General features: G+C 72.7%; 12 protein-coding genes. 3 read left to right on the plus strand and 9 right to left on the minus strand.

Going from position 1 to position 21,012, the window contains the following annotated elements:
- Positions 1-18: 18 nt before the first annotated feature.
- The 5 genes from nudC to AQJ91_RS32710 form a co-directional block, all read right to left on the minus strand.
- Positions 19-960, minus strand: a complete 942-nt coding sequence (nudC, locus tag AQJ91_RS32690; RefSeq protein WP_067028805.1) for an NAD(+) diphosphatase — start codon at positions 958-960, stop codon at positions 19-21.
- Positions 961-1,116: 156 nt separating this feature from the next.
- Positions 1,117-2,493 (minus strand): M20/M25/M40 family metallo-hydrolase, encoded by a 1,377-nt coding sequence (locus tag AQJ91_RS50410; protein ID WP_234383152.1) that lies wholly within the window; start codon positions 2,491-2,493, stop codon positions 1,117-1,119.
- Between the two features lie 10 nt (positions 2,494-2,503).
- Positions 2,504-5,971, minus strand: a complete 3,468-nt coding sequence (locus AQJ91_RS32700) for an ATP-dependent helicase (RefSeq protein WP_067028808.1) — start codon at positions 5,969-5,971, stop codon at positions 2,504-2,506.
- Between the two features lie 120 nt (positions 5,972-6,091).
- Complete coding sequence (locus tag AQJ91_RS32705) at positions 6,092-9,853, minus strand: UvrD-helicase domain-containing protein (protein WP_107122592.1); 3,762 nt, start codon at positions 9,851-9,853, stop codon at positions 6,092-6,094.
- Positions 9,854-10,122: 269 nt separating this feature from the next.
- On the minus strand, positions 10,123-10,509 hold the full coding sequence (locus AQJ91_RS32710; protein WP_067028811.1) for an MGMT family protein: 387 nt from the start codon (positions 10,507-10,509) through the stop codon (positions 10,123-10,125).
- 186 nt (positions 10,510-10,695) lie between these two features.
- Between AQJ91_RS32710 and AQJ91_RS32715 the strand changes: the two genes are divergently transcribed.
- The 3 genes from AQJ91_RS32715 (at position 10,696) to AQJ91_RS32725 (ending at position 16,704) form a co-directional block, all read left to right on the plus strand.
- A complete protein-coding gene (locus AQJ91_RS32715) occupies positions 10,696-13,437 on the plus strand; it encodes a lysylphosphatidylglycerol synthase domain-containing protein (RefSeq protein ID WP_067028813.1) in 2,742 nt (913 codons plus the stop codon).
- A 110-nt stretch (positions 13,438-13,547) separates the two neighbouring features.
- A complete protein-coding gene (locus AQJ91_RS32720) occupies positions 13,548-15,092 on the plus strand; it encodes an alpha/beta hydrolase (RefSeq protein WP_067028924.1) in 1,545 nt (514 codons plus the stop codon).
- A gap of 127 nt (positions 15,093-15,219) precedes the next feature.
- Positions 15,220-16,704, plus strand: coding sequence for an alpha/beta hydrolase (locus tag AQJ91_RS32725; protein ID WP_067028816.1), 1,485 nt, complete (start codon positions 15,220-15,222; stop codon positions 16,702-16,704).
- Positions 16,705-16,769: 65 nt separating this feature from the next.
- Here AQJ91_RS32725 and moeZ read toward each other — a convergent pair whose 3' ends face one another.
- The 4 genes from moeZ to AQJ91_RS32745 form a co-directional block, all read right to left on the minus strand.
- Complete coding sequence (gene moeZ / locus AQJ91_RS32730) at positions 16,770-17,948, minus strand: adenylyltransferase/sulfurtransferase MoeZ (RefSeq protein ID WP_067028818.1); 1,179 nt, start codon at positions 17,946-17,948, stop codon at positions 16,770-16,772.
- Positions 17,949-18,011: 63 nt separating this feature from the next.
- Positions 18,012-18,761, minus strand: coding sequence for a spherulation-specific family 4 protein (locus AQJ91_RS32735; RefSeq protein WP_067028821.1), 750 nt, complete (start codon positions 18,759-18,761; stop codon positions 18,012-18,014).
- Positions 18,749-19,702, minus strand: a complete 954-nt coding sequence (locus AQJ91_RS32740; protein WP_067028824.1) for an NAD-dependent epimerase/dehydratase family protein — start codon at positions 19,700-19,702, stop codon at positions 18,749-18,751. Before AQJ91_RS32740 ends, AQJ91_RS32735 begins: the two co-directional genes overlap by 13 nt.
- A gap of 135 nt (positions 19,703-19,837) precedes the next feature.
- Entirely contained in the window at positions 19,838-21,007 is a 1,170-nt protein-coding gene (locus tag AQJ91_RS32745; RefSeq protein ID WP_407696960.1) for a hypothetical protein, read from the minus strand.
- Positions 21,008-21,012: the final 5 nt, after the last annotated feature.

Here is a 21,012-nt window from a genome sequence, read left to right on the forward strand (position 1 = left end):
GCCCTTCTGCGTTGCGTCTCAGATGCTCCGCGTCGGCATCGGCTTGCCGTACCAGAGCTCGATCAGGCGGGCCGCGATCGAGATGCCGTACGGGGGAAGGACCTCTCCGGAGTCGAAGGCGGCGCCCAGTTCGTCGCGGGAGAACCAGCGGGCCTCGTGGATCTCGTCGCCGTCGACGTCGACCTCGGTGGAGGTGGCGCGGGCCATGAAGCCGAGCATCAGGCTGGACGGGAACGGCCAGGGCTGGCTGGCGACGTACTCGACCTGGCCGACGGTGATGCCGGCTTCCTCGAAGACCTCGCGGCGCACCGCCTGCTCGATGGACTCGCCGGGTTCGACGAAGCCGGCGAGCGTGGAGAAGCGGCCCTCGGGCCAGTGGACCTGGCGGCCGAGGAGAATGCGGTCGTCCTCGTCGGTGACCGCCATGATCACGGCGGGGTCGGTGCGCGGGTAGTGCTCGGCGCCGCAGGCCTGGCAGCGGCGGATGTGGCCGGCGGCGGCGATGACGGTGCGCTCGCCGCAGCGGGAGCAGAAGCGGTGAGTGCGCTGCCAGTTCTCCAGGCCGACCGCGTGCACCATCAGGCCCGCCTCGCGCGGCGACAGGAGCAGGCCGGCCTCGCGCAGGCCCGCGGGGCGGGCGGACTGGTCGATGCGGCCGGGGAGCGCGTCCTTCTGCAGGGCGAAGTAGCTGACGGCGTCCTCGTCGTTGCCGAGGAAGTAGCGGTGTGCCTCGGTGAGGGGGGCCTCGAAGGAGGGGGTCATGACGAGCTCGGTGCGCCCGTCCGTCGTCTCGTCGATGAGGACCTGGCCGCCGGAGACCACGAAGCAGCGGGTGGTGGGGTGGCTCCATGCCGCCGCGAGCCAGGCCTCGTCGAGGCGGTGGTGGGCGGCGCGGTCGATGCCGCTCGGGGCGGTGAGCGAGATGGGTCGGTCGGCGGTGTGGTCGGTCCAGGTGGTCACAGGTGCTTCCAACTCCCCCAGTGGAACGGCGTGTTTCGGCGGGTGGATGGGCGGGACGTACGGCGGGAGGTGACCGGTTCCGGGAGGGTTCGACGGTGCGGGGCGGTCCTTCCAGTGTGCCCCGCGCGCGATGCCGCTCCGGACGGCTGAGGGGGTTCAGGGGGCATGACGCCAGTTCGCGGCGAGATCGCCCCACCGGTGCACGGTGGTCTCGACGCCTTTGAGGAGCAGGTCGAGCTCGACCTGCTCGTTCGGGGCGTGCCGGCCGTCGGAGGGGACGGAGATGCCCAGGAAGGGCAAGGGGGCGCCGAGGACCTCCTGGAGGTCGGCGGCCGGTCCGGAGCCGCCCTCGCGGGTGAAGCGGACGGGCCGGCCGAGCGCGCGGCTCATGGCGCGGGCGACGGCCTGCAGGGCGGGGTGGTCCAGCGGCGTCAGGCACGGGCGCGTGGCCGCGCCGAACGTGATCTCGCAGCGGATCCCGGCGGGCACCTGCTCCTCGGTCCAGGCGCGGACGGCCCTCTCGATGTGCCCGGGGTCCTGGCCCGCGACCATACGGAAGGAGAGTTTCACCATGGCGGAGGACGGGATGATCGTCTTGCTGCCGGGGCCCTGGTAGCCGCCGCCGATGCCGTTGACCTCGGCGGTGGGGCGGTTGGGAGGCTTGGGCTGGCGCTCCCGGGTGGTGTGCCCGGCCTCGCCGTGGGTGGCGTGGGACTTCGCGGTGCGCAGCCACTGCAGTTCGTCGAAGGGCAGCTCGGCGAAGAGTTCGCGCTCGCGGTCAGTAAGGGCGCGCATGCAGGGTCGTCCCACGGGCCTCGGCGCCAGCTCGCTGGACAGCAGGCATTGGGTCGTCTCAGCTCGATCGTGTGATGGTCGGCTTGCAGGCTTGCGGCATTTCGGGTTGGCCAGGGTAGCGTCGCTGTGCGATCTGGGACGCCGGGCGCGGGGCCGGCGTGCGGGGCCCCTGCTCCACCAGCGAGATGGTTCAGGGCCTCCCCATCGCCCTTGGCCGCATTCACATGGCCGGGTCGTGAGGGACTCCGCCCGCCCGGCTCGGACCACGGACGCGATCCGTGTCGCCGCCCGGGATGCGAAAGCGGACGACCAGTGCTCCCAACTACCGTTCGGGGCGCGCCAGTGCGCGGGTTCACCCCCGCCCACTGCCCAAGGAACGGTGTCCTCGGACCACATGCCGTCCGAGGCGATCACCGCGTCGGTGATGAAATGGCCGACGTGCCGCTCATCGAGGGCGCGAACGTACGGCAAGCCCGATTCCTCCGCGCCCTCGGCGAGCAGTCCGGAATAGACGCCGGGGCCGCCCGGCGTCTCCCAGACCTCGGTGGTCGGGAAGCCGGTCTCCGTGAGCTTGGCGGCGAGCCAGTCGGCGCTGCGGCGTACATCGGGCGCGTGGTCGGGCTGGGCCGACACGGACGGGATGCGCAGCCATTCGGCGAGGTCGTCGAGGAAGGCGGCGCGGTGGGCCTCGTCGTACGGGCGGACGGCGCTGACGGCACTGTCAACGGGCTTGCTCATGGTCACGAGCCTATCGGCCCGCACCGACATCCTCGTTGGGCGGTTCGTCACACGACGGCTCCGCCAGCAGCAGCCGCTCCAGCGCGGCCCGGTCCGGGAGGTCGTCCGGGCGTACGACCTCGCCGCTCCGGACGTACAGGAACGCGACGCCGACCGACTCCAGGGGCACGCCCTGCTGCTCGGCCCAGGCGAGCCGGTAGAGGGCCAGCTGGAGCGGGTCGGCGGTGCGGGTGCGACTGGTCTTCCAGTCGACGATCTCGTACGTCGTCCCGTCGCCGTCGACCTCCTTGTAGACGGCGTCGATACGGCCGCGTACGACGCGGCCGCCGATGGCGAGCTGGAAGGGGGCCTCGACGCGGTAGGGCGTGCGGTGGGCGTACTCGGTGCGTTCGAAGGCGTCCTTGAGGGCTTCCAGGTCGCGTTCGTCGGCGATCTCGGCCTCGCTGCCGGGCAGGTCCTCGGGCTCCAGCATGGGCAGCGTCAGCTCTTCGAAGCGGGCTTCCACCCAGGCGTGGAAGCGGGTGCCCCGGCGCGCTGCGGGTTGTGGGGGGCGTGGCATGGGGCGCGCGAGTTCCTGCGCGAAGCCGTCCGGGTCGGCGGCCAGGCGCAGCAGTTGCGAGGCGGTGAGCGACGCGGGCAGGGGGACGTCCGTGACGGCTTTTCGCGCGTGCAGGAGTTCCCCGGTGAGGGCGTCGAGGTCGCGGTCCCAGGAGGCGATGGTGCGGGCTTCCTCGGGGGTGAGGGGTTCTGGTTCCGCGGGGTGAGGGCGTGCCCGCGGCGGTGTCGCAGGGGGTTCCGGAGCCGTCGCCTGGTGGGGGACGGAGGGGCGGTCTGCGGTCCAGGAGTCCCAGTCGTCGTCGAAGGGGGCGCCGTCCTCCTCGTAGAGGGCTTCGTCGTCGTCCGGTGGCGGGGGCCAGTCCGGGTCGTCGTAGGTGTCGGGTTCGTGGGTGGCCGCGGGGTGGCCGTCCGGGTGGGAGGCGAGGGCCTCGAGGTGGGCCAGGACCGTCTCGGCGGCCGCGCGGCGGCGGGCCAGGGCGGCGTCGTCGAGGGGCAGGGGCCACACCTGGTCGGCGCTCGCCCGGTGCAGGGCGGGGTTCTCCTCGTCATCCTCGGGCTCGTCCGCCCAGACCTCGATCTCGCCGTATCCGGCCGTGCAGTGGTCGTGCAGCGCCTGGAGGAAGTCGGACGGGCCTCGGGGCTTCTTCTGGCTGGGGCCCCACCAGTGGCCGGAGCCGAGGAGGAGGGAGCGGGGGCGGGTGAAGGTGACGTAGCCGAGGCGGAGTTCCTCGGTGTGCTGGTGTTCCTTCATGGCCTCGTGGAAGGCCTTCAGGCCCCGCGAGTCCCAGGCCTCGATGTCGGGCAGGGTGTCGGCGTCGCCGCGCAGTTCGTGCGGCAGGACCTTGGCCTGGGCAGTCCACTTCTCGCGGCCCTGGGTGCTGGGGAAGGTCCCGGTGACCAGGCCGGGGACGGCCACGACATCCCATTCCAGGCCCTTGGACTTGTGCGCGGTGAGCACCTTGACGGTGTTCTCGCCGCCGGGGAGGGCGTTGTCGAGGCCCTTCTCGTACTGGGCGGCGGTGCGCAGGAAACCGAGGAAGGCGAGCAGGGTCGCCGCGCCGTCGCCGGCGGCGAAGGAGGCGGCGATGTCGAGGAAGTTGGACAGGGTCTCGCGGCGGCGGGCGGCGAGGGCGTGCGGGGACGCCGACAGCTCGACCTCGAGGCCGGTGACGGCGAGGACGCGGTGCAGGACGTCCATCAGCGGGTCGGACAGGGAGCGGCGCAGGTCGCGCAGTTCGGTGGCCAGGCGGGCGAACCGCACGCGCGCGTCCGGCGAGAAGGGCAGCCCGTCGTCGCCCCCGGCGCCGTCCAGCGGTGTCTCCAGGAACGCGTCGAGGGCGTCCGCGAGCGATATCACCTCGGACGGGTCGACCCCCTCGACGGCCTCGGCGAGCCGGCGGTCCGGGTCGTCGTCGCCGTCCACGCGCGCGTGGGAGACGAGCAGCCGGGCGCGGCGCCCCAGGAGGGCGAGGTCGCGCGGTCCGATGCGCCAGCGCGGGCCGGTCAGCAGGCGGACCAGGGAGGCGTTGGCGCCGGGGTCCTGGAGGACCTCGCAGACGGCGACGAGGTCGGCGATCTCGGGCAGGTGCAGTAGGCCGGAGAGGCCCACGACCTCGACGGGGATGTCCCGGGCGACGAGCGCGGCCTGGATCTCGGCGAAGTCGGTGGCCGTGCGGCACAGGACGGCGATCTCGCCGGGCGCCTTGCCGGTGTTCACGAGGTGGGCCACGGAGTCGGCGATCCAGTCGATCTCCTCGGCGTGGGTGCGCAGCAGGGCGCAGCGGACCTGGCCGTCGCGTTCGGCGCCGGGGGCCGGGCGGAGGGCCTCCACGCCCGCGTGCATGGCGCGCAGGTCCTCCGCGAGGCCGTTGGCGAGGTCGAGGAGGCGGCCGCCGCTGCGGCGGTTCTCGCTGAGCGCCTGGCGGCTGGCGGGGTGGCCGTCGGCGTGGGCGAAGTGCTCGGGGAAGTCGTCGAGGTTGGCGACGGAGGCGCCGCGCCAGCCGTAGATCGCCTGGCAGGGGTCGCCGACCGCGGTCACGGGATGGCCGGTGCCGCCGCCGAACAGGCCCGCCAACAGGATGCGCTGGGCCACCGACGTGTCCTGGTACTCGTCGAGGAGGACCACGCGGAACTCGTCGCGCAGGACGCGGCCCACCTCGGGGATCTGGGCGAGCTGCGCCGACAGGGCGATCTGGTCGCCGAAGTCGAGCAGGTCGCGTTCGCGTTTGGCGGCCCGGTAGCGGACCACCAGCTCGGCGAGTTCGCGGCGCGCGGCGGCCGTCTCGGGGACCTTGCGCAGGTCGGCGTTGGTGAGTTTGGCGCTCTGCAGGCCGATCAGCAGTTCGGCGTCGTACGCGCGCAGCGCCTCGGGCCGTACGAGGTGCTCGGCGAGCTCGGCGTCGAGGGCGAGGAGGTCGCTGACGAGGTCGGCGAAGGAACGGGTCAGCGCCGGGTAGGGGCCCGGCGCCTCGCGCAGCACGCGCGCGGCGAGCTGGAAGCGGGTGGCGTCGGCGAGCAGCCGGGACGTCGGCTCCAGCCCGATGCGCAGGCCGTGGTCGGTCAGGAGGCGGCCCGCGAAGGCGTGGTACGTCGAGATCACCGGCTCGCCCGGCGGGTTGTCCGGGTCGACGACGTCGGGGTCGGTGACGCCGGCCTTGATCAGCGCCTTGCGGACGCGCTCGGCGAGCTCACCGGCGGCCTTGTTGGTGAAGGTCAGGCCGAGGACCTGCTCGGGGGCGACCTGGCCGGTGCCGACCAGCCACACCACGCGTGCCGCCATCACCGTCGTCTTGCCCGATCCGGCTCCGGCCACGATCACCTGCGGGGCGGGCGGCGCGGTGATGCAGGCCGTCTGCTCCGGGGTGAACGGGATGCCGAGGAGCTCCTTGAGCTGATCGGGATCAGTGATACGGGCGGACACCTCAGAGAGGCTAGCGGCGACCACTGACAGTGGATGCCGAATCGGCCCACGGGCCGAGGGAAGCGCAGGTCAGCACGTGTGGCGACCCCGATCACACAGGCGCACGGAAGATCACCCGCGTCACTCGACCACGTGCCGCCCCTCCGGCCGTGCGCTGCACGACGCCCGGAACGCGCAGTGCGTGCAGTGCTGGCCCGCACTCGGCGTGAACCGTTCGTCGAGGACCTTGCCGGCCGCCGTGGCGAGCAGGTCGCCGACCCACTCCCCCTCCAGCGGCCCCTGGGCCTGCACCTTGGGCAGGGTCTCGCCGCCGTCCCGCTTGGCGGCGCCCTGACGCAGCTGGACGAGCTCCGCGCCGCCCGGCTCGGGGTGTACGCCGTCGAAGGCCTCGTCGACGGCGCCCTCGCGGACGGCGAGCTGGTAGACGGCGAGCTGCGGATGGTGCTCCACCTCGGCGGCGCTGGGTGCCTGCTTGCCGGTCTTGAAGTCGACGACGTAGGCGCGGCCGTCACCGTCCGCCTCGACGCGGTCCATCTGGCCGCGGATGCGCACTTCGTAGTCGCCCGCTGCGAGCGTGACGTCGAAGTCGTGCTCGCTGGCGACCGGCGTACGTCCCGCGCGGTCCATGACGTGCCATTTCAGGAAGCGTTCGAGCGCCACGCGCGCGTTGTCCTTCTCCTGGGCCGACTTCCACGGCGCGTCGAAGGCGAGCGCGTTCCACACGGAGTCGAGGCGCTCCATGAGGACGACGAGGTCGGCCGGGGTGTGCCCGGAGGCGACCTCGTCGGCGAGGACGTGCACGACGTTGCCGAAGCCCTGGGCGGCCGTCGCGGGCGCGTCGGCCTTCACCTCGCGGCCCAGGAACCACTGCAGGGCGCAGGTGTTGGCGAGCTGGTCGAGGGCGCTGCCGGAGAGAACGACGGGCTGGTCGCGGTTGCGCAGCGGCACCTTGCTCTCGGTCGGCTCGAACATGCCCCACCAGCGGTAGGGATGCGCGGACGGCACCAGGGGGCGGCCGTCCTCGTCGGCGAGCGCCGCGAGGCGGGCGAGGCGCCGGGCGGCGGCCTCCCTGAGGAGGTCCGAGACGCGCGGGTCGACGGTCGTGGCGCGGAGTTCGGCGACCAGTGCCGCTACGGACAGGGGGCGGCGGGGGCGGCCCGTGACGTCCTTGGGTTCGACGCCGAGTTCGGTCAGGAAGCGGGAGGGCTGGTCGCCGTCGTCGGCCGGGGCTTTCACGGCCGTCACGACGAGCCGCTCACGCGCGCGTGTGGCGGCCACGTAGAACAGGCGACGCTCCTCCGCCAGCAGCGCGCCCGGGGTGAGGGGTTCGGCGAGTCCGTCGCGGCCGATGCGGTCGGCTTCCAGGAGGGAGCCGCGGCGGCGCAGGTCCGGCCACAGGCCCTCCTGGACGCCGGCGACGACGACCAGTCGCCACTCCAGCCCCTTGGAGCGGTGCGCGGTCATCAGGCGGACGGCATCGGGGCGTACGGCACGCCGTGTGAGGGTGTCGGCGGCGATGTCCTCGGCGTCGATCTCCTCCAGGAAGTTGAGGGTGCCCCGGCCGCCGGTGCGCTCCTCCGCGCGGGCGGCCGTCGCGAACAGCGCGCACACGGCGTCCAGGTCGCGGTCGGCGTTGCGTCCGGCCGCGCCGCCGCGCCGGGCGGCCCGCTCCAGGCGCGCGGGCCACGGCGTGCCGTCCCACAGGTCCCACAGCGCCTCCTCGGCCGTGCCGCCGCCCGCGAGGCGCTCCCGGGCCTTGCGGAGCAGCGCGCCGAGACGCTGGGCGCCGCGCGCGTACGTGGGGTCGTGCACGGCCAGCCGCTCCGGCTCGGCGAGCGCCCGCGCGAGGAGCTCGTCGGAGGGCGGCGGCAGGGGGTTACCGGCGGCCCGCTCCTCGTCGCGCAGGGCACGCCCGAGGCGGCGCAGGTCGGCGGCGTCCATACCGGCGAGGGGCGAGGCGAGCAGGGTCAGGGCAGTTTCGGTGTCAAGCCAGGTGGCGGCACCGGGCTCGGGCCGATCGGCGGCCGTGTCGTCGTCGGGGGCGTGCGCTTCTTCGGTCCGTACGCCCTGGCCGTCGCCCTCGGGGCGTACGGCATCGCCGTCGCGCGCGGGGTGGACCTTGTCGCCGTCGCCCCCGACGGCGTGCGCGTCCTCGGCCCGCACGCCGTCGCCGCGGCCCTCCGGCCGAACGTCATCGTCATCGCGGGCGGGTCGGCCGTCGCCACCACCGCACGCGGAGACGTCGCCCTCGCCACCGCCCTCGGGAACATGCACGTCCCCAGCCCACACGCCGTCGCCGCGGCCCTCCGGCCGAACGTCATCGTCATCGCGCGCAGGGTGGACCGTGTCGCCGTCGTCCTCGCGAGCGTGCGCTTCCTCAGCCCGCACGCCATCGCCGTCGCCACCAGCTCCCGGTTCGTCGCCGCGCCCCGCGAGTCGTACGTCATCGGCGTCGACGCCAGTCGTCGCGCCCCCGTCCACACCCCCCGCCTCCGCCGCGGCCACCGCCCGCAGCGCCGTCAGCAGCGGGGCCACCGCCGGTTCGTGGCGCAGTGGCAGGTCGTCGCCGTCGATGTCCAGGGGGACGCCGGCGGACGTGAGGGCGCGGCGGACCGTCGGGATCGTGCGGGAGCCGGCGCGAACCAGGACGGCCATGTCGCTCCAGGGGACGCCGTCCTCCAGGTGGGCCCTGCGGAGGATGTCGGCGACGTTGTCCAGTTCCGTGCCGGGCGTCGGGTACGTGTACACCTCGACGCGGCCGCCGCCCTGGACCGGCGTGAGCTCGCGGTGGGCGCGCACCTTGTCGGCGGGAAGGCGGGTCAGCGGCATGCGCTGGGTCAGCAGGCGCGTCGCGGTGAGCAGGGGGGCGCCGGAGCGGCGGGAGGTGCGCAGGACCTCGACGGGCGCCGGGCGGCCGTCCGCGCGCGGGAAGGCTCCCGGGAAGTCCAGGATGCCGTTCACGTCCGCGCCCCGGAAGGTGTAGATCGACTGGTCGGGGTCGCCGAAGGCGACAAGGGTGCGGCCGCCGCCGGCCAGGGCGTGCAGCAGCCGTACCTGGGCCGGGTCGGTGTCCTGGTACTCGTCGACGAACACGGCGTCGTACCGGGCGGCGAGCCGTTCGGCGACCTCGGGGCGGTGGGCGAGGAGCACCGCGCGGTGGACCAGTTCGGCGTAGTCGAGGACGCCCTGCAGGTCGAGGACGTCGAGGTACTCGGCGAGGAAGGCGGCCGCGGCGCGCCAGTCGGGGCGGCCGATGCGGCGCGCGAAGGCGTCCAGGGCGTCGGGGCCGAGGCCCAGTTCGCGGCTGCGGGCGAGGACCGCGCGGACCTCGTCGGCGAAGCCGCGGGTGGTCAGACAGGCGCGCAGTTCGTCCGGCCAGCGCACGTGCGCGAGGCCGAGCCGCTCCAGATCCGGCTGGCCCGCGAGCAGCTCGCGCACGGTCACGTCCTGCTCAGGACCCGACAGCAGCCGCAGCGGCTCCACGAACAGCTCGCTGTCCTGGTGGGCACGGACCAGGGCGTAGCAGAACGAGTGGAAGGTGGTCGCCTGGGGCGCGTGTGCCGCCCCGGTGCGCAATGCCATGCGGTCGCGCAGCTCGACGGCCGCCTTGCGGCTGAACGTCAGCACGAGGATGCGCGCGGGGTCCCCACCACGGGCGATGCGGGCCGCCACAGACTCGACGAGCGTGGTGGTCTTACCGGTGCCCGGACCTGCGAGAACGAGCAGCGGGCCGGTGGCGTGGTCAACCACGGCACGCTGCGCGGCGTCCAGACGAGGGGGGTCCACGCGGGCCGGCGGGGTACGCATCAGTCGGTAAGCGCCACGAGCCCCCTGTCGCACCTGAGGGTGCGACAGGCGCCTGATGGAGGAAGAGGAGCTCACGTGGTTCGCCGGTCCTGGTGGGTGTACTGGTTGGCGGACCACCGCGCGTGGGGGACGGTGGCCGCGGGATGAGGGGGACGACGCGTGCATGCGACGCTACGCCGACGGATGGGGCGGAAGCAGGGCTTCCGATTCTTCCCGTCCGTCCCGCCGGACACTCGCGGCACGTGCGTCCCTCGCTCCACGAACGTACGTCATGCCACGGACGTGCCCCGATTCCCCCGTACGGATCACAGGTCACACAGGGACGCGTCCGATGGCGGAAGCTGTCAGGTGTGACCCTCCGCGCGTTCACCGCCGTCCCACCGCGCCCGCTTCATATCGACGCGCGGCAGGTGGCCCTCGGCGGCCCGGCTCGCCTCCTTCAGTGGCGTGCCCTCCTCGCGGTATCGGGCCAGCGCTCTGAGCTCGTGCCCCGGCAGCAGCACGCCGTCCGCGCGCACGACACGCCACCACGGCACGCTGCCGCCGTAGAGGGACATCACCCGGCCGACCTGGCGGGGCCCGCCCTCCTCCAGCCACTCGGCGACGTCCCCGTATGTCATGACACGCCCGGGCGGGATCAGTTCGGCGACCTCGAGGACCTGCTCGGCGTACTCCGGCAGGGCGTCCGGGTACTCCGGGCGGGCATCGTCCGGAAGGCTCTCCTCGCTCATCCGACCCATCCTGCCCCACCCCACCGACAATGTGACGCGCTCGCCACTGTGCGTATCCCTCGCTCCGGGGCGACGCTTCCGGCAGACTGTGCGCCCCCGCGTTTGCACCCTGATGCCCCCGTGTGTCGGTGGAGCATGCCACCATCGTGCGGGCGGTGACTGGTGATACGAGACCAAGAAGAGACGATGAAGCAGCAGGGTGCGCACCCGGAGGACGCGGAAAGCGCCTCTGCCGCTTCGCCGCGCCCGGGCACCGCGAACACGGACAAGAAGGACCTCGGTAAGGACACCGCAAAGAGGCCTCCGCCGGGCTCCGACGACGTCGACGAGGCATACGCCGACGAGGTCGAGGGCGACGAACCGCTGCTCCCCGCGCGCGTGCACCGCCCCTCCGACCTCATGCGGCTCCTGGTGGGCGTGCTCGCCGTCGTCGTACTGCTCGCGATCGCCGCGTTCGCGCACGGCACCACCTCGGGTCTCGAACAGGACATCAACAAGGGCACCGGGCAGGCGCCCGACGTGATCAGCAAGATCGCGGGGCTGGTGTCCAGCATCGCGATCCTCCTGGTGCCCGTCGCCTTCGCGATCGAGCGGCTGATCAAGCGGGACGGGCTGCGCATCGCCGACGGCGTCCTCGCGGCGGTCCTCGCCCACGGGGTGACGCTCGCCACCGATCTGTGGGTGGCGCGGGCCGCCCCGAAGTCCATCCAGGACGCGCTCACCCAGCCCTCGCCCGGCGACATCACCTCCCTCACCGACCCGGTGCACGGCTATCTCGCCCCGGTCATCGCGTACATGACGGCCGTGGGCATGTCCCGCCGGCCACGCTGGCGTGCGGTGCTCTGGGCAGTGCTGGTCCTCTACGCCTTCTCCATGCTGGTCACCGGCTACACGACGCCGTTCTCGATCATCCTGACGCTGCTGCTCGGCTGGACCGTGGCCTACGGCACGCTGTACGCGGTCGGCTCACCCAACGTCCGTCCCACCGGGCGGACGCTGATGGCGGGCCTCAGACACGTCGGTTTCCACCCGGTGAGCGCGGCCCGCGAGGAGACGTCGGACACACCGGAGACCGGCGACCGCGGCAGGCGCTACTTCGTCACGCTCGAGGACGGTCCGCCGCTGGACGTGACGGTGGTCGACCGGGAGCAGCAGGCGCAGGGCTTCTTCTACCGTGTCTGGCGCAATCTGACGCTGCGCGGTTTCGCCACCCGCAGCAGCCTGCAGTCGCTGCGCCAGGCCCTGGAGCAGGAGGCGCTCCTCGCCTACGCCGCCATCGCGGCCGGCGCCAACGCTCCCAAGCTGATCGCGACCTCCGAACTCGGCCCGGACGCCGTGATGCTCGTCTACGAGCACACCGGCGGGCACACCCTGGACGCGCTGCCGGACGAGGAGATCACCGACGAGCTGCTGCGCGGCACCTGGGACCAGGTGCGGGCGCTGCAGTCCCGGCGCATCGCGCACCGCAGGCTGGTGGGTGACGCGATTCTGGTGGATCGTTCCGGCAAGGTGGTCCTCACTGATCTGCGAGTCGGCGAGATCGCGGCCAACAACCTGCTGCTGCGCATGGACATCTCCCAGCTGCTGGTGACGCTCGGCCTGCGGGTGGGCGCGGAGCGCGCGGTGGCATCGGCGGTGGGCGTGCTCGGCCCCGACGCCGTGGCGGACTGTCTGCCGATGCTGCAGCCCATCGCGCTGAGCCGCTCCACGCGCGCGACGCTGCGCAGACTGGCCCGGGAGCGCGCCCAGCGCGAACGCGAGGCGGTCCTGGAGGCGTCCCGGCAGACCAGGCAGGCCCGCCTGGAAGAGGCCCCGGAGGATGCGGTGCCGGTCCTCGGGAAACCCGACAAGAAGGCCGTACGCGCGGAGGCACGGGCCGAGAAGCGGGCCATCGACGAGGCACTGGAGGAAGCACGCGAGGAGGATCTGCTCACCCAGATCCGGCACGAGGTGCTGCTGATCAGGCCGCAGGCCCCGGTCGAACCGGCCCGGCTGGAGCGGGTGCGGCCGCGCACGCTGATCACTTTCATCGCCGGCGCCATCGGTGCGTACTTCCTGCTGACGCAGCTCACCCACATCGAGTTCGGGCCGCTCATCGCCAACGCCGAGTGGGGCTGGGTGGCCGCGGCCGTGCTGTTCTCGGCGGCCAGCTACTTCGCGGCGGCGATGGCGCTGCTGGGGTTCGTGCCGGAGCGGGTGCCGTTCCTGCGGACCGTGGCGGCGCAGGTCGCCGGGTCGTTCGTGAAGATCGTCGCGCCGGCCGCGGTGGGCGGTGTCGCGCTCAACACGCGCTTCCTGCAACGTTCGGGGGTGCGGCCGGGGCTCGCGGTGGCGAGCGTCGGCGCGTCCCAGCTGTTCGGGCTCGGCGCGCACATCCTGATGCTGCTGTCCTTCGGCTATCTGACCGGCACCGAGAAGACACCGTCGCTGTCGCCGTCCCGGACGGTCATCGCGGGTCTGCTGACGGTGGCGGTACTGGTCCTCGTGGCGACGTCGGTGCCGTTCCTGCGGAAATTCGTCGCCACGCGCGTGAGGTCGCTGTTCGCGGGTGTCGTGCCGCGCATGCTCGACGTGCTGCAGCGGCCGCAGAAGCTGGTCACCGGCATCGGTGGCATGCTCCTGCTGACCGCCTGCTTCGTGATGTGCCTGGACGCGTCGATCCGCGCCTTCGGCAGCGAGGGGACCTCGCTCAGCATCGCCAGCGTCGCCGTCGTCTTCCTCGCCGGCAACGCGCTCGGCTCGGCGGCCCCGACCCCGGGCGGCGTGGGCGCCGTGGACGTGACCCTGACGGTCGGTCTCATCGCCGTGGGCCTGCCCAGCGAGGTCGCGGCGCCCTCGGTGCTGCTCTTCCGGCTGCTGACGCTGTGGCTGCCGGTGCTGCCCGGATGGCTGGCCTTCAGCCATCTGACGCGCAAGGGCGCGCTGTAGCGCAGGGCATGCGGTGCGCGGACCATCGCGCGCGTACGTCCACCCGGCGCCGTACCTCGTACGGCCCGCGCCCCGAGCGGCCCGCCCCGCAGGACCGCAGGATGGGGACCATGCCGAACCCGCCCTGGCTGCGCGCCGCTGCCCTGACCGCCACCGCCGTCCTGCTGTCCTGCGTCCTCGCGGGCTGCGGCGACGACTCCCAGGACGAGGATCTGACGTCCCAGCAGCTGCGCTGGACGGACTGCCCGGCGCCCTCCCAGGCCGAGGGCGGCGGCGACACCCCGTCACCGCTGCCGGACGGCGGCGAGTGGCAGTGCGCCACGATGAAGGCGCCCCTCGACTGGGACGAGCCCAAGGGCGACACGATCAAGCTCGCACTGATCCGGGCGAAGGCGAGCGGCGACGAGAGCGAGCGGATCGGCTCACTGATCTTCAACTTCGGCGGCCCCGGCGGCTCGGGCATCACCACGCTGCCCGCCTTCGGGCAGGACTACACCGAGCTGCGCACCCGCTACGACCTGGTGAGCTTCGATCCGCGCGGGGTCGGCCGCAGCGCGCCCGTGCTGTGCGCGAACGACCCGCAGCTCGACGCCTTCTTCCAGCAGGACGCGACCCCCGACGACACGGCCGAGCGCGCCGAACTGCTGGACAACACCAAGGAGTTCAACGTTGCCTGCGAGGAGAACTCCGAGAAGATCCTGCCGCACGTGCGCACCACCGACGCGGCCCGCGACCTGGACCTGATGCGCCAGGTCCTCGGCGACGGCAAGCTGCACTACTTCGGCATCTCGTACGGCACCGAACTCGGCGGCGTCTACGCCCACCTGTTCCCGAAGAAGGTGGGCCGCGCCGTCTTCGACGCGGTAGTCGACCCGACGCAGACCTCCGAACAGGGCTCGCTCGGCCAGGCGAAGGGCTTCCAGCTCGCCCTCGACAACTACGCCGAGCACTGTGTCTCCCAGACCGAGGACTGCCCGGTCGGCGACAGCGCGCAGGACGTCAAGGACCGCATCGCCAAGCTGCTGAAGGACCTCGACGCCAAGCCGATCCCGGGCGTCCTCCCGCGCAGGCTGACCCAGACCGCGGCGACCAGCGGCATCGCGCAGGCGCTGTACTCGCAGGGCTTCTGGGAGTACCTCACCCAGGGACTGGAAGAGGCGTACGACGGGGACGGCAGGGTCCTGATGCTGCTGTCGGACTCGATGAACGGACGCAGCGGCAACGGCGAGTACAGCAACCTCATCGCGGCCAACGTCTCCATCAACTGCGCCGACGACAAACCGCGGTACACCCCCGCGTACGTGGAGCGGAAGCTGCCCGAGTTCCGGGCCGCCTCGGACCTGTTCGGCGACTTCCTGGCCTGGTCCATGGTCAGCTGCACCGACTGGCCGGTGGCGGGCGCCGCCGACCACCCCGATGTGAGCGCGCCCGGTTCGGCGCCGATCCTGGTCATCGGCAACACCGGCGACCCGGCGACCCCGTACGAGGGCGCGCGGAAGATGGTGGCCGCGCTCGGTGAGGGCGTGGGCGTCGAGCTGACGTACAAGGGGCAGGGGCACGGCGCGTACGACAGCGGGAACAAGTGCGTGCAGGACGCGGTGAACGGCTATCTGCTGGACGGGAAAGTGCCGGCGGCGGGCACCGTCTGCTCCTGAGCATTCCACAAAGCAGCAGTTCAGAAGGTTATCCACAGGCTGCAACGGCCCGCCGCGGGATCTGCCTACCATGGCCTGACCGCCATCCGCTGCACGGTGCGGACGGCCTGCGAGGTGGGGAAAGCGCATGACGCGATTCGTACGGTGGGCGGCCGTCACGGCCGCAGCCGCAATGCTGGTGTCGGGCTGCACCGGCGGCGGGTCCGGCGACGGCGACGCGTCCTCGGGGTCCTCGGGGAAGCTGGACTGGGGGCGCTGCAGGGCAACCGCGGAAGCGCCCGCACCAGGCCGCGGCTGGCAGTGTGCGACGCTCCAGGTGCCGCTGGACTGGACGAAGCCGGACGGCGAGACGATCGGGCTCGCACTGATCCGCGCCAAGGCCACCGGCGACAACCGCATCGGCTCGCTGCTGTTCAACTTCGGCGGCCCCGGCGGCTCGGGCGTGTCCATGATGCCGTCGTACGCCGACACGGTCTCCTCGCTGCGTGAGCGGTACGACGTGGTGAGCTGGGACCCGCGCGGGGTCGGCTCGAGCAAGGGCATCCGCTGCCGCAGCGACGAGGAGATCCAGGCCGCCGAGGCGGTGGACGCCTCGCCGGACACCCCGGTCGAGGAGACGGCGTACTTCAAGGACGCGGCGAGCTTCGGCCAGGGCTGCGAGAAGGCCGCCGGGAAGCTGATGGCGCATGTGTCGACCACCGACACCGCCCGGGACATGGACCGGCTGCGGCAGGTTCTCGGCGATGCGAAGATGCACTACTTCGGTATCTCGTATGGCACCGAACTGGGCGGTGTGTACGCCCACCTGTTCCCGAAGAAGGTGGGGCGGCTGGTCCTCGACGCGGTCGTCGACCCGGCCGCGGACACGGTGGGGCACGCCGAGAACCAGACCAGGGGCTTCCAGCGCGCGCTGAACGGCTACCTGGAGTCCACCGGCCAGGACCCCGAGCAGGGCACGCGGAAGATCGCGGACCTGCTGGAGCGGATCGACGCGGATCCGCTGCCGACGTCGTCCGAGCGGGAGCTGACGCAGTCGCTCGCGGTCACCGGCATCGTGGTGTCGCTGTACAGCAAGACCGCCTGGCCGGGTCTGACCAGGGCCCTGGAGACGGCCGAGGACGGCGACGGTTCGGAGCTGCTGGCACTCGCCGACCTCTACTACGAGCGTGACGCGTCGGGGCGGTACGGCACGACGACCCATTCGCAACGGGTCATATCGTGCTTGGACGACAAGCGGCGGCCGACCGCCGAGGAGGCGAAGCGGCTGCTGCCGGAGTTCGAGAAGATCTCGCCCGTGTTCGGACCGTTCCTGGGCTGGGACACGGCCGGCTGGTGCCACGACTGGCCGGTGGCCGGACAGTACGACTCCCCGGAGGTGAGCGCGCCGGGTGCGGCGCCGATCCTGGTGGTCGGCAACACCGGCGATCCGGCGACACCGTACGAGGGCGCCCGCAGGATGGCGGACGAGCTGGGCGAGGGCGTCGGTGTGGTGCTCACCTGGGAGGGCGAGGGGCACGGTGCGTACGGGAGTGGCAGCGACTGTGTCGACTCCGCGGTGAACGCGTATCTGCTGGCGGGAACCACGCCGAAGGACGGCCGGGTCTGCTCATGACGACGGCGGGGGCCGCACGCACCCGTGGTGCGCGCGGGCCCCGCCGGCCGGACGGAGTGGTGCGGTCAGTAGACCGGCTTGCTCGGCTCGATCTGGTTGACCCAGCCGATCACACCGCCGCCCACGTGCACGGCGTCGGCGAAGCCCGCGGACTTCAGGACCGCGAGGACTTCCGCACTGCGGACACCCGTCTTGCAGTGCAAGACAATCTTCTTGTCCTGCGGGAGGGTCTCCAGGGCGCTGCCCATGAGGAACTCGTTCTTCGGGATCAGCTTGGCGCCGGGGATCGAGACGATCTCGTACTCGTTGATCTCGCGGACGTCGATGATCTCGATGTTCTCACCGTCGTCGATCCACTCCTTGAGCTGCTTGGGAGTGATCGTCGAGCCGGCGGCCGCCTCCTGGGCCTCCTCGGAGACGACGCCGCAGAAGGCCTCGTAGTCGATGAGCTCGGTGACGGTCGGGTTCTCGCCGCAGACCGCGCAGTCGGGGTCCTTGCGGACCTTGACCTGGCGGTACTGCATCTCCAGGGCGTCGTAGATCATCAGGCGGCCGACCAGCGGCTCACCGATACCGGCGAGCAGCTTGATGGCCTCGTTGACCTGGATGGAGCCGATGGACGCGCACAGCACGCCCAGGACGCCGCCCTCGGCGCAGGAGGGGACCATGCCGGGGGGCGGGGGCTCCGGGTAGAGGCAGCGGTAGCAGGGGCCGTGCTCGGACCAGAAGACGGAGGCCTGGCCGTCGAAGCGGTAGATCGAGCCCCACACATACGGCTTGTTGAGCAGCACGCACGCGTCGTTGACCAGGTAGCGGGTCGCGAAGTTGTCCGTGCCGTCGACGATGAGGTCGTACTGGCTGAAGATGTCCATCACGTTGTCGGCCTCGAGCCGCTCCTCGTGAAGGATCACGTTCACGTACGGGTTGATGCCGAGCACGCTGTCGCGGGCCGACTCGGCCTTGGACCGGCCGATGTCCGCCTGGCTGTGGATGATCTGGCGCTGCAGGTTCGACTCGTCGACCTCGTCGAACTCCACGATGCCGAGCGTGCCGACGCCCGCGGCGGCGAGGTACATCAGCGCCGGCGAGCCCAGGCCGCCGGCGCCCACACACAGCACCTTGGCGTTCTTCAGCCGCTTCTGCCCGTCCATCCCCACGTCGGGGATGATCAGGTGGCGGGAGTACCTGCGGACCTCGTCTACGGTGAGCTCGGCAGCCGGCTCGACCAGGGGTGGCAGCGACACGGGGACTCCGTTGGTCGGTCAATCATTACGGTTGTTCTCCCCGTAACAGTGCCATGGCCTTTTTCATTCCGAGACACCTGTTCCGATCCGCGAGACGATTTCGTCCCAGTAGCCGGGCATGGTCTCCCAGGGGTCGCTGCGGCCGCCGCGCTCCGTGCGGTCGGTGAACCAGATCGTCGAGGCGCCCTGCCAACGGGCGATCCGCAGCGCCTCGTCCAGGTGCCCGCGGGGCATTCCGTGGACGAAGTGGCAGAAGCGGTCGGGCGGGTAGTCGGCGGTCCACTCGGCCACCTGCGACCAGCGGTAGTCGCTCCACGGGCCGGAGAAGGTGACCAACTGGTCGGCGCTCTCGGCGTAGCCAGGGTACGGGTGGGTGCCGTGGCCGAGGACGATGTGGGCATCGTCACGCAGCGCACGAAGGGCTGTGACCGTGCGCCGGATCTCGGGGAGCGAGACGCGTTCGGTCGGGCAGCGGTCCAACAGGAAGCCGTCGACCTGATACCAGTCGAGATAGCGATGCGCGTCGGAGATCACCTCGCCGAAGGCGCGGGCGCCATGAGTGGTGTCGAGGCGGCCGAGGACCCGGACGCCCGCGTTGCGCAGCCGGCCGGCCGCCGCCAGGCAGTGCGGGTCGGGGCGGACGCCCGGGCCGTCGGCGACGTTGAGGACGACCCAGTGCAAGGGGGTGCCGGGGCGGGTGAGTTCGCCCCATTCGGTGGGCGCGACGAGGGGGTGGGCGTAGCCGGGGATGCCGAAGCGGATACGGACGTCGGTGCTCGCGGTGCCCGCTGTCGGGGAGGTCAGATACGGCATGCCGCCTCCATCCAGATGTCGGCGAGGGACTCTTCGAGATTGATCCGGGGGCGCCAGCCGAGCCGGTCGCGTGCGGTGCGCACGTCGGCCTGCTGCCAGCTGCCGCAACCGTCCGGGTACGCGAGCGGGGCCGCGTGGTCGGATTCGGAGCGGGGGTGCCCGATGGCTGCCCTGAGCGGGCCGGGAGGTCCGTCGAGTTCGTGGAGGGCGCCGCCGTATCCGGCCACGCGCGCGAGGACGGCGGCGGCATCACGGAGGCGGACGGCACGGCCCGAGCCGATGTTGATGACGCCCTGCGCGGCGGAGAGCGACGCGGCGTGCACGGCGCGAGCGACGTCGCGTACGTCGACGAAGTCGCGCTGGGCGCCGAGGCCGCCGAGCTTGAGCTCGCCGTCGCCGGACTGCATGGCGCGGCGCATGGCCTCGGCGAGGCGGCCGAGCGGGGAGCCGGCCGGGGTACCGGGTCCGGCGGGTGAGAAGACGCGGAGCACGACGGCGTCCAGGCCGGAGCCCAGGACCAGTTCCGTGGCGGCGAGTTTGCTGACGCCGTACGGGCCGCCGGGGCGCGGGACGGCGTCCTCGGCCGTGGAGGAGCCGGGCTGGCTGGGGCCGTACTCCGCGCCGCAGCCGATCTGCACCAGGCGGGCGCCGCAGCCGCTGCGGCGCAGGGCCTCGCAGACGGTGGCGACGGCGACGGTGTTGTGCCGGGTGAGTTCGCGGGCGCCGCCACGGGTGGCGCCGGCGCAGTTGACGACGACGCCGGGGTGGACCGCGTCGAGGAAGCGGGTGAGGGCGCCGGGGCTGCCGGACGCGAGGTCGAAGCGGACATCGGCGTCGTCGCCGCGGCCGAGAGCGGTGAGCTGGACGGCGGGGTCTGCGAGCAGTCGGTCGGCGACGAAGCGGCCGAGGTAGCCATTGGCTCCGATCAGCAGGACTCTCATCGGGCGGCTCCCGGAGCCGAGGGTTCGGGTCGGGAGGTGATCATCTGGGGTTCTCCTTCGGAGGGGATCTTCAGCGGGTTGGGAGGGGGTGCGCGTTCGCCTGCGGTGTCGTTGGGGGGCGGGACCGCCGGCGCGTCACCATGGCTGGTACGCCGTTGCGTGGGCCGAGGCCCGGGTGAGGGTGCGGGTCGCGTGGATCAGCAGGGTCAAGGCCCCGATGCCGCAGGCGAGCGCCGGGACGCCGCCCGGCCCGAAGACGGTGGCGAGGGTCTCGACGGGCACGGCCAGGAAGTCGCAGCCGGGGAGGCGGCCCGCGAAGACCGTGGCCAGGGCGGCCGCCTCGGCGACGGCCGCGGCGGTGAGGACGACCACGGGCGCGTGGGTGAAGCCGTGGGCGGTGAGGAGCCGGGCGAGGAACAGGAGGGCGCCGAGGGTGAGGGCCGGGGCGACGGCGGCGGGCTCGTCGAGGGTCGTGGCGGAGAGGGTCAGCAGGGCCGTCAGAGCACACAGGAACAGGGCGAACGTGCCGAACAGCAGCGGCTGTACGGCGCCGGCGAAGTCCTCCAGCCCTCGGCTGGACGCCAGTTTGCGGCGGGCGCCCGCGGCGAAGAGGTGGGCACACCAGGCCGCGGGCGCGCAGGCCAGGGTGAGGGCCAGGACCGGGGCCGCGGTGAGGGGCCAGGGGCCGTCCGCGGCGCCCGTGGGCAGGGCGTCGGGGCCTCCGGCGAGGGCCGCGCGGAGCAGACCGTCGCCGAGGAGGGCGTAGGCGACGAGCCAGCATGTCCAGGTGCCGGTCGGGCGGGCGTGGTCCGGGGCGGTCAGCGGGCCGCGGGACAGGGCCGCGCGCAGGGCGAGGGCCACGGCGAGGACGCCCACGGCGGCCGCGATCAGGCGGGACTGTCCCTGGGTGAGGTGCAGGGCGGTGAGGGCCGCCACGCAGAGCGCGCCGGGGAGGAGGACGAGGAGGGCCCAGTCGGCCCGTGCGCGCGGGGCCGCGAGGGCCGTGGCGCTCGGCGGGGTCTCTCCGTCGCGGGGCACGCGTGCGTACATCTCCTCCGCGAGGGAGAAGACGTCCCGGTGCCGGAAGCGCGCCGCGGTCCGTTCGGTGACGCCGTGAGCCTCCAGACCCGCCGCGATCTCCAAGGGGTCCACGGCCCGTTCGCACAGCTCGCGGTGCCGGTGCATCAGCGCCTTCACCGGGTCGGCGGCGGTACGGCGAGTGGGGGTCTGCCGACGGGTGGGGGGCGTTTCGGCGGAGCGGATACCGGCGGGGCGCTGCTCACCGGGCCGCGCGCCGAGGGCGATGTCAT

The organism is Streptomyces dysideae, from assembly GCF_001514305.1.
Lineage (GTDB): Bacteria > Actinomycetota > Actinomycetes > Streptomycetales > Streptomycetaceae > Streptomyces > Streptomyces dysideae.

What these genes read in the sequence shown, in the direction of transcription:
- AQJ91_RS32720 (WP_067028924.1), top strand. Translation starts at nt 13,548, where the DNA reads ATGCCGAACCCGCCCTGGCTGCGCGCCGCTGCCCTGACCGCCACCGCC.
- AQJ91_RS50410 (WP_234383152.1), bottom strand. Translation starts at nt 2,493, where the DNA reads ATGAGCAAGCCCGTTGACAGTGCCGTCAGCGCCGTCCGCCCGTACGAC.
- AQJ91_RS32740 (WP_067028824.1), bottom strand. Translation starts at nt 19,702, where the DNA reads ATGAGAGTCCTGCTGATCGGAGCCAATGGCTACCTCGGCCGCTTCGTC.
- AQJ91_RS32715 (WP_067028813.1), top strand. Translation starts at nt 10,696, where the DNA reads ATGAAGCAGCAGGGTGCGCACCCGGAGGACGCGGAAAGCGCCTCTGCC.
- AQJ91_RS32710 (WP_067028811.1), bottom strand. Translation starts at nt 10,509, where the DNA reads ATGAGCGAGGAGAGCCTTCCGGACGATGCCCGCCCGGAGTACCCGGAC.
- AQJ91_RS32735 (WP_067028821.1), bottom strand. Translation starts at nt 18,761, where the DNA reads ATGCCGTATCTGACCTCCCCGACAGCGGGCACCGCGAGCACCGACGTC.
- AQJ91_RS32725 (WP_067028816.1), top strand. Translation starts at nt 15,220, where the DNA reads ATGACGCGATTCGTACGGTGGGCGGCCGTCACGGCCGCAGCCGCAATG.